Annotated in this window: 11 protein-coding genes and 1 pseudogene; 4 read left to right on the forward strand and 8 right to left on the reverse strand. The window is 42.1% G+C overall.

The window, feature by feature from the left end:
• The 5 genes and pseudogenes from gvpA (IM462_RS13795) to IM462_RS13815 all read right to left on the reverse strand — a co-directional run.
• Positions 1 to 203: gas vesicle structural protein GvpA (gene gvpA / locus IM462_RS13795; RefSeq protein WP_502845516.1), on the reverse strand; the 203-nt coding region annotated here is incomplete at its 3' end.
• A 291-nt stretch (positions 204 to 494) separates the two neighbouring features.
• The gene (gvpA, locus tag IM462_RS13800) at positions 495 to 737 is read right to left on the reverse strand and encodes a gas vesicle structural protein GvpA (RefSeq protein WP_425311603.1); all 243 of its coding nucleotides are present in this window, start codon (positions 735 to 737) and stop codon (positions 495 to 497) included.
• Positions 738 to 1,845: 1,108 nt separating this feature from the next.
• Positions 1,846 to 2,115 carry a hypothetical protein gene (locus tag IM462_RS13805; protein ID WP_287700935.1) on the reverse strand — a complete coding sequence of 90 codons (270 nt, stop codon included), beginning with the start codon at positions 2,113 to 2,115 and terminating at the stop codon, positions 1,846 to 1,848.
• Positions 2,116 to 2,334: 219 nt separating this feature from the next.
• Positions 2,335 to 2,406, reverse strand: a pseudogene (locus IM462_RS13810) (helix-turn-helix domain-containing protein); the annotation flags it as partial.
• Between the two features lie 82 nt (positions 2,407 to 2,488).
• Positions 2,489 to 2,710, reverse strand: coding sequence for a hypothetical protein (locus IM462_RS13815; RefSeq protein ID WP_287700955.1), 222 nt, complete (start codon positions 2,708 to 2,710; stop codon positions 2,489 to 2,491).
• A 101-nt stretch (positions 2,711 to 2,811) separates the two neighbouring features.
• Between IM462_RS13815 and IM462_RS13820 the strand changes: the two genes are divergently transcribed.
• Both IM462_RS13820 and IM462_RS13825 read left to right on the forward strand, forming a co-directional pair.
• Positions 2,812 to 4,149 carry a helix-hairpin-helix domain-containing protein gene (locus IM462_RS13820; RefSeq protein ID WP_287700937.1) on the forward strand — a complete coding sequence of 446 codons (1,338 nt, stop codon included), beginning with the start codon at positions 2,812 to 2,814 and terminating at the stop codon, positions 4,147 to 4,149.
• Between the two features lie 114 nt (positions 4,150 to 4,263).
• The gene (locus tag IM462_RS13825) at positions 4,264 to 5,298 is read left to right on the forward strand and encodes a M42 family metallopeptidase (protein ID WP_287700941.1); all 1,035 of its coding nucleotides are present in this window, start codon (positions 4,264 to 4,266) and stop codon (positions 5,296 to 5,298) included.
• Here the strand turns inward: IM462_RS13825 and IM462_RS13830 are convergent.
• Positions 5,295 to 5,786: a hypothetical protein gene (locus IM462_RS13830; protein WP_287700943.1), complete on the reverse strand. Its 492-nt coding sequence runs from the start codon at positions 5,784 to 5,786 to the stop codon at positions 5,295 to 5,297. The two genes, IM462_RS13825 and IM462_RS13830, sit on opposite strands and share 4 nt — an antisense overlap.
• A gap of 212 nt (positions 5,787 to 5,998) precedes the next feature.
• Between IM462_RS13830 and IM462_RS13835 the strand changes: the two genes are divergently transcribed.
• Both IM462_RS13835 and IM462_RS13840 read left to right on the forward strand, forming a co-directional pair.
• Positions 5,999 to 7,558 (forward strand): hypothetical protein, encoded by a 1,560-nt coding sequence (locus IM462_RS13835; RefSeq protein WP_287700945.1) that lies wholly within the window; start codon positions 5,999 to 6,001, stop codon positions 7,556 to 7,558.
• 53 nt (positions 7,559 to 7,611) lie between these two features.
• Positions 7,612 to 7,791, forward strand: coding sequence for a hypothetical protein (locus IM462_RS13840; protein ID WP_287700947.1), 180 nt, complete (start codon positions 7,612 to 7,614; stop codon positions 7,789 to 7,791).
• A 135-nt stretch (positions 7,792 to 7,926) separates the two neighbouring features.
• Here the strand turns inward: IM462_RS13840 and IM462_RS13845 are convergent, their stop codons facing one another.
• Positions 7,927 to 8,634 (reverse strand): transposase, encoded by a 708-nt coding sequence (locus tag IM462_RS13845; RefSeq protein ID WP_287700949.1) that lies wholly within the window; start codon positions 8,632 to 8,634, stop codon positions 7,927 to 7,929.
• A 16-nt stretch (positions 8,635 to 8,650) separates the two neighbouring features.
• The coding region (locus IM462_RS13850) for a hypothetical protein (protein ID WP_287715295.1) at positions 8,651 to 8,897 on the reverse strand (247 nt) is incomplete at its 5' end.

The raw sequence follows: 8,897 nt of genomic DNA on the forward strand, positions 1-8,897 counted from the left end.
ACTACACGAGCTTCAATCGCTAATAATTCGATTCCGACGAGAGATACGCGAGCCCAAGCATCAATAACGATACCTTTGTCAAGGATACGATCGATAACTTCAGCTAAGCTAGAGGAAGAGTTGGTTTTTTCGACTGCCATGTTAATAGACCTTTTTGTTGTTTGTATAGAAAGTTTACAGTGCTGATCCCGAAATTGATACATCAAACTACCGCATCTCAGGGGCGCGGCTTCCACACCAAAAATGACTTTCTATTCCGAAAAATAGTGAGTCTCACACTCTGGTGATAGGGGGTAAACCTAGCTACAAAGGACAAAATCACGTTTACAAAAATAACTTGTATGGGTCTAGCTTTGTTTTCGCTATCCGTTGCCGTGTCAACTTGATCAGTTATAGACTATTGCGCCCCAAGAGAGGGGTAACTAAACTCAATAGGGATCAAAGAAAAGCTAAGAATTTGGAAGCCCCAGCAGGGTTTTCACTGGGCTCAATCCTTAAGCAGGAACCGCTGCAGATTGAGTCAGACCAACGGCTTCAGCATATTTGAGGTAGGTTTCAACCGAAGCGATAACTACACGAGCTTCAATCGCTAATAATTCGATTCCGACGAGAGATACGCGAGCCCAGGCATCAATAACGATACCTTTGTCAAGGATACGATCAATAACTTCAGCCAAGCTAGAGGAAGAGTTAGTTTTTTCAACTGCCATGGTAATAGACCTTTTTGTTGTTTTCATAGAAAGTGTACGGTGCTGAAGTCATGGAGGATTCAAAAACTTGTTTGTTTTTTTTGCCTTCATCACTTCAGCATATGAAGAATAACACCCTTTTTTTGTCGGTGTCAATAGCTAATCTCGATTTTTTCGTTAAGAAATGTAGTTAATTCTCAGTTTTGTGATTAATGAATGTAGTCAATTCTCAGAAAAGGCGGGTTAAGGTCGTTGCTGCTCCCCTTTTTTCTAAGCAAAACTTCCCATTGGGAGAGCAGGGCGAGCGCACCTAAAAACAAGACAAATACAAGAACCTTGGGGGGATAACTGGACTTACCCCCCCAAGAAAAATAATCAAACCCTTAGAAACTGTTTGTAAACAAGTATTTAAATCGCCAAAGTCCTTACTTGACAAAGATACTGAGTTTTTAGTTCATTTGCTCTATAAATCGCCAAAACCTTGACTTGGCGAGCTTTTTACATTAATTTACAAACGGTTTCTTACCCCAAGGTAGTCTTGGCGATTGTTCGACTACCCTTGATACCCTTGACTAGCTATAATCGACTCAGAAGGGTAGCTGGAGCCTGTTTTGATGGACACAGGACAAATAAACTAATAGTAAAAGCCTTGCTTTGCAAAGCTTTTAGGTGCTTAAGGCACGAATGTATTGAAATTTTAGTTTTAATGATCGCTATCTTAGGTGTTATTTGCGGGGACCAGGGGTGGACAGACTTGACAATCTAGCCATCACAATGCGAAGATGTGTGATGGGAAATTCTTGCTTCACAGAAACCTGCTTTTTGAGAGAGTCCCAACCAGTCTTACAGTCTCTCCACAAGCTTAAACTCCTGACTGCCCATCAGCATTTGTTGACAGGATTCTTATTCCTTCTGATCTTGAATTCTTGGCTGCATTCGTGATAAGTCTTGCATTCTGGACTTATTCATCTTTATATCATTTTTCAAAAGTAATGACAGACTTAGTTGATCATTTCAAAGCGCAATCCCTCTCGGAGAAAGGAATTGCACTTTCAGATGTTAGTCACGACTATTGAAAATTGGTATTAGCTATTTCTTTGTGGACTGTAGCCACTATTTTCAGAGATTGCTGTAATGCGGATTGGTTGACGTCCGTTTAGGTGGATTGACTGGCCAGAAATTGTCTTTGATAGTCTAAAAACTCGCCATGCCATTCCGCAAAACGACGCTCCCCATCTTTGACTAAAAATTGGCGGTAGGCTTCCGAGGAAATCCAAGGCTTTGTTGGACGTTGTTGGTCCCAACGAGCTTGGTATTCCGCCGTTGATTGACGGCAGTAGTTGTGATAATTTTGGTGCCATTCGCGATAGCGCCGTTCTCCATCCCGCACGAGGGCTTGGCGATAGGCTTCTGAAGATAGACTCATGGTGTTACTCCTTTTCAAATCCCTTGACGGCTTGGCAATAATTATAACACAATCCGTGAACTACCCAGTGCTGACCTCTCGTCAAGGTACGATATAGTCTCTTACCCTCAGGGGCAAGGTTTCTTTGCTATCTCAACTGCTGCATTTTTTCCCGCTTTGGGTTGCTACCCTTTAACCAAATTTAGTAGGACTAGCAAAGAAATTAGTAAAAGCTGTTTATAGGTGTCTTAAACCTTGTGGCAAAGGACCACAGCTAACCTCATTCAAGAAGTCTAGTTCTTCTTGTTTTTTTCTCCTCGGTTAACATTGATCGTAACCTATTGTGGGTAGAATATAGCATTGCTCACACCTGTGTGGCACAGCTAAACCTTAGCTAATTAAGCTTTTCCGCATCGATGATGTACCTCTTGCGAACAGGAAACGCTATGTACACTTTAGTCATCAATAGGGTAATTTTTTGGCTCTCTTCGGTTTGGTGGGTAAAATGTATTCTAAGATACAGTCCTGCTGGCGAGCTAGTAGAACGAACCACAAAGACACAAAGGACACAAAGATTGATGGCTCTTATATAAGTTAAACTTATGTCACAAAGAATAAGAGAGCCATTTTTTTGCCCTTAGCAGCCTGATTTGGCAAAGAAATGCCATATTTTCATTAGCACCGTTACAAAAATCTCTGGAGAGTTGAGTTACTAATATGGTTAAAATTATCAGTCGTCAATCCTTGGGAAGGAAACCCGTTTACGATATTGGTGTAGAGAAAGATCATAATTTTTTGCTGGGCAACGGCTTAATTGCCTCCAATTGTTTTAATAAATCTCACTCCACTGCCTACGCTTACGTCACCTATCAAACCGCTTATTTAAAAGCTAATTATCCTGTGGAATATATGACGGCGTTACTAACTGCTAGTAGCGATAATCAGGATAAGGTGGAAAAGTATCGAGAAAACTGTCAGAAAATGAATATCGATGTCGAACCTCCCGACATCAATCGATCGCAAAAACATTTTACACCGATTGGGCGCAAAATTCTCTTTGGTTTGTCCGCAGTTAGAAACCTGGGCGAAAATGCGATCGAGGCTATTTTAAAAGCGCGGGAAGCAACGGGAGGAAAGTTTACTTCCTTAGGGGATTTTTGCGAGCGTGTTGATTTGCGAGTGATCAACAAAAGAGCTTTAGAAACGCTAATTTATTCTGGTGCTTTTGATAAAATTCAACCCAATCGCCATCAATTAATTGAAGATTTAGAATTAGTAGTTGCTTGGGCGCAAAAACGCACTAAAGAGAAAGAAAGTGGTCAAATGAATATTTTTGATATGCTAGGGGGTAGCACAGAAAATAAGCAAGAGTCCGAGTTTGAACAGTCTCCCAGTGCCACCGCAGTGGAAGATTTTTCCCTACAGGAAAAGTTAAAACTGGAAAAAGAGCATTTGGGGTTTTATGTTTCCGAACATCCTTTAAAAGCTTTACAAAGAGCCGCTCAAGTCCTATCTCCTATCAATTTAGCTGACGTGGAAGAACACAAAACCAGAAAAAAAGTCAGTGCCATTGTCCTATTAAATGCCGTCAAGAAAATTATGACCAAAAAAGGGACTCCCATGGCCTTTTTAACCCTAGAAGATGCCTCGGGACAGTCGGAAGCGGTGGTTTTTTCCGATAGCTACGAACGTCTGCAAAAATTATTAGTGGAGGAAGCCACTTTAATGGTGTGGGGAAAAGTGGATCGCCGAGATGATCGGGTACAATTAATTATCGAAGATGCGGAACCGATCGAAACCATTAAAATGGTGATGGTTAATTTATCGCTGCAAGATGTCGTCAACCAAAATCGTCAAAATCTTCTTAAAAGTATTCTGCAATCGGGAGACAAACAAAAGGCAAAAGTTCCCGTTATTGCCACCATCGGTGCGGGAACTCAGCGTCAATTTGTGCGTTTAGGACAAAACTATTGGGTAGAAGATGACAATTCGGTGCTAGAGTCTCTAAAAGTTGCGGGTTTTCTGGCTAATTCTGCACCTTTGATTAATCATTAAATGCTAACTGGCAATCACCCAAGAGCCATGGCTGCACCAAGATTGTTCCTGTAAAACCTTCTCGATTTCCTGTTTCGATAATAATTCTCTCTCGACCCACAAATCAAGACAAATATGGATTTTGATCACCTCTTTGACACTATTGCCACTCTTGTCCTCCATCATTCTCCTAGTGGGATGGAAACGGAAATTGATCGCTTTTTACTAGAACGCTTTCAAGAGTTAGGATTAGAAACATGGCAAGATCAAGCGGGAAATGTCATCTGCAAGATTAAAGGACGGGATTCGACCAAAAAAATCGCTATTACTGGTCATAAAGACGAAATTGGCGCTATTATCAAGGCAATTAATCCCGATGGTAGTCTGCAAATTCGCCAACTTGGGGGAGCTTTTCCCTGGATTTACGGAGAGGGGGTGGTGGATATTATCGGTGATCAAGAAACCAGATCGGGGATTCTCTCCTTTGGTTCCCGTCATATTTCCCATCAATCCCCGCAAAAAGCGCAGCAGGAAAACACCCCCGTCAACTGGGAATCCGCATGGATAGAGACGAAATTGACTCCAGAAGAATTAGACGCTTGCGGGGTGCGCGTCGGTAGTCGAGTCGTGGTGGGAAAACACCGAAAACAACCCTTTCGACTAAAAGACTACATTGCCAGTTATACCCTCGATAATAAAGCTTCCGTGGCGATTCTTTTAGAACTAGCGGCCAGAGTAATTAACCCCGCAGTGGATATATATCTGGTTGCCTCAGCCAAGGAAGAGGTAGGAGCCTTAGGGGCCTTATTTTTTACGGCAAATAACCGCTTAGATGCTTTAATTGCCCTAGAAATCTGTCCCCTCGCTCCTGAATATCCGATTAAGGATGGCAGCAGTCCTGTGTTATTGTCTCAGGATGGTTACGGTATCTATGATGAGGAATTAAATCAAGAATTGAGAATAGCGGCCGAAAAGGCGGGAATCCCCCTACAATTAGCCATTATTAGTGGTTTTGGTAGCGATGCCTCCATTGCCATGAAATTCGGTCATATAGCTAAGGCCGCTTGCTTAGGTTTTCCCACCCAAAACACCCACGGTTATGAAATCGCCCATTTAGGAGCTATAGCTAACTGCGTTAGCATATTAGAAGCTTATTGTCAAGTAATTTAGCTATTTTTAGCAAAAAACCAGAGCATTAACAGAATAATAGCGATCGCCAGTCCGCTAAAAACAGTATTTTTATGCTGCTCTAACTGCATGGGTGCGGGGGGTTCTTCTTTTTTCTGTTTATTTGTCCCCTTTTTAAATTGCGGTGCGCTATCGGGAAGTTTCTCTAAATCGGGAATCTTGGTCATCCATTCATCTGGGCGTTTGAGACGGGGAGCTTCGATAATATAGAGGAGACGCTTGGCCTGTTCGCGAATTGGATAGATAGGATGGGTAATAAGTTGCTTACAGATTTCACTAGCTTTCTCCCCCTCTCCTAACCCCTGATGGGCAGAAATTAACCAAATTTGGATCTCACCCCCTTCTCGGGATCCTAGGGAAATTAAGGCTAAAGCCGCATTTAATTGCTGGATACTAAGACGATATTGTCCACGCTCAAAAGCACTGATTCCAGCTTGATAAAGGTCTTGAAAAGAAGGATTTTTGGCCACGGAGTCAAGATCGAGATCAATAAAATTTTACATAAGTATAGCAAAAGCTAAGAAGCAAAGGGAAACTCTCAGCCATCAGCCTTGAATCAGTGATCAGCTTTTCAGTTATCAGTTTACTGATAACTGAAAAGCTCCCCACTTCCCCATTGAGAATGAGAATCTCGGCAAAAATCCGGTACACTTTCTCCTAAACCTGTTCAAAGCTGCACGATATGAAAGAGAGGAACTATCTCTTACTAAATATACTAGCGATCTCTACCATAATAATTAGTCTAGTTTTAGGGATTGTATTCGACAAAAAAGCCGCCTTGTTAGGAATTTTGGCGGTTCCCGCCATGGTCGCTTCTTTTATCCATCCCCGTCTGGGATTATTAGCCCTAATCATCTATCTTCCCCTGAGTAGTACCGTCACTTTTGCTGTGGCGAGAGTTTTTCAGGTAAAGGGCAACTTCATTGGTGAAGAGCCATCCTATGCTCTCTACAAAATCGCCAAGGATGCCTTTTATTTCCCTGCTTTAGCGGCAATTTTAATTAAAACCAAAACTTTTAAGCAATTAAGCCCCAAAATCAAGCCTTTTCTCATCACAGCTTTGATTTTACTTGCGATCAGCTTGATAACTTTTCTTTTTGTCAATCTGCCCCAAGGAGCAATTGAAGTGGGAATTGTGGGATTGAAAACCCTCCTCGGTTATATTCCCCTGGTTCTCTGTGGCTACTATCTAATCAAGGAAAAACGGGATTTATTCGTGGTTAATCGGCTTTTAATCGTGATGATCTTAGTCTGTTGCGTTTTAGCTCTAATTCAATACTTCTTACTTTTCCAAGGTATCTGTCCCGATAGTGAATTCCTCAATCAACTGGAAGTTACTGCCCCGAAATCCGACACCCAATTTTATCCAGATATTACCGCCAAAGCCAGCTTGAAAGCTCAATGTTTTGTCGGCGGTTCGGTGTTGTATAATCCCGATCGAGGCTTAATTCGTCTCCCCGGCACATTTTCCGATCCTTGGCAATGGGGTTGGTTTTTAGTATCTAGTAGCGTCATCAGTTACGCAGCCAGCTTTAGTGATCCGCAAAAAAGATGGCGCCTCGCTGGTTGGGTGGCAATGGTTTTAGTCTTCCTTGCGACTCTGGTTTCTGGACAAAGATTACCTTTATTGCTAGTACCTTTGTTTTATTTAGTTCTTTTTATTGCTACCAGCAAAAATAAGCAAAAGTTACCATTAAAATTGGGAATTGTGGCGATGCTTTCCCTGCTTGCGGTGACGTTAATTCCCTTTATTCGGGAAAGAGGGCTAAATTTTATCGGTCGCTGGCTATATTCATCTCCCATTGACTTTGTAGTCAATCAAATCCAGTGGGCCTTAAGATATTTACAGCTTTTTGGTTTTGGTTTAGGCACAGCCACCACTGGCTCTCGTCATATAGTGGGAGAAGAAGGGATAAGACTAATTGAAACCTACTACGCTAAACTCCTCTACGAAATCGGTATCGTCGGTTTTATCGCTTTTATGGCACTGGTGACAATTCTCTGTATTCTCACCTTTAAAGCCTATTTAAAAGTAAAAAATCCTGCTTTAAAGCATTGGGGTCTCTGTATCTGGATTTTTATACTTTTTATTAGCTATAATCCCTACTATTATCCTCTCTCCGTCGAGCCTGTTTCTGTTTACTATTGGTTATTCGCTGGAATATTGCTAAAACTGCCAGAAGTCAGCGATAAATTAGAAGATGAGGCGGGATTTCCCGAAAAAAATGAAGTGGAGAATTAAGAGGATTTTTATCAATAATTACATTATCTCTCGACTGATAGGAGTTAACCGCCATGACAGCAGAAACCATTCCCTATTCCCTCGAATCTGTCTTTAAGGAAATTAAAGATAGTATTCAAAGTGTTGATCGAAAGCTAGACACCTTCCAGAAAGATGTTGATCAAAAGCTAGATAATCTCGAAAAAGATTTCGATCAAAAGCTAGAAACCTTACAGAAATTGGTGGTGGGTTAATAATTGGGGGTGGGCGAACGCGGTTCGCCCCTACAGATAAACAAAATTGAATTTTTTGATTAATTCGATATTGGTGGTGGGCTAATTATTGGCTCTGGGCGAACGCGGTTCGCCCCTACTGTTTTATATTCTCGCTTAAAACAACAAATCTAAATATAATTCTTGTGATTGTTGATCGATTGGCAGATAATCTCGATCATTTGGCCAGTTTTTGGGATTGTTAATAATATATTCTCGAACAACTGCTAGATACTTTTCATCTCGAAGAATTGATTCATAATAATTGCGTTGCCAGATAGGAGTATCTGTGTTCTGTCGAAGCAAATTAATTCGTTTAGTAACCGCCGATTTAAACCCCGCAATACATGACGATAAAGAATTCGGTTTCTGCTGTAGGGGCGCATCGCGTGCGCCCAAATCTAGAGGCGCATCGCGTGCGCCCAAATCTAGGGGCGCATCGCGTGCGCCCAAATCTAGAGGCGCATCGCGTGCGCCCAAATCTAGAGGCGCATCGCGTGCGCCCAAATCTAGAGGCGCATCGCGTGCGCCCAAACTCTGATCGTCGCCAGAATAATCATTAATTATAACAATTCCATGAAAATGATTGGGCATAATAACCCATTCATCCAATTTAAAATTAGGTGGAATTTTGCAGGTTTTTAGCCATTCATCAGCGACAATTTTTCCTAATTGATTAAGGTATATTTGCCCATTTTTGATTTCTTCAAACCAGGATTGTTTTTGGTAGGTACAAATAGTGACAAAATATGCTCCGGGTTGGGAATAATCATAATTTCTGAGGCGAATAGAACGACGATGATGTTTTTCAGGATCAAAGGTCATATATATTCCCGCAATACTAACAAAACCTCTTATCAATTCCCATCATAAGCGATCGCAATTCACACCGACGTATTTTTCCTGAAACCCCCAAAAAACCCAACCCCCCCAAAACCCGTAGGGGCGCGTGCGCCCAACCCCCACCAAAAACCCCCAAAAAACCCCCCCAAAACCCGTAGGGGCGCACCGCGTGCGCCCAACCCCCACCAAAAAACCCCAAAAAACCCAACCCCCCCAAAACCCGTAGGGGCGCACCGCGTGCGCCC

The organism is Microcystis sp. M144S2 (assembly GCF_020246065.1).
Lineage (GTDB): Bacteria > Cyanobacteriota > Cyanobacteriia > Cyanobacteriales > Microcystaceae > Microcystis > Microcystis ichthyoblabe_A.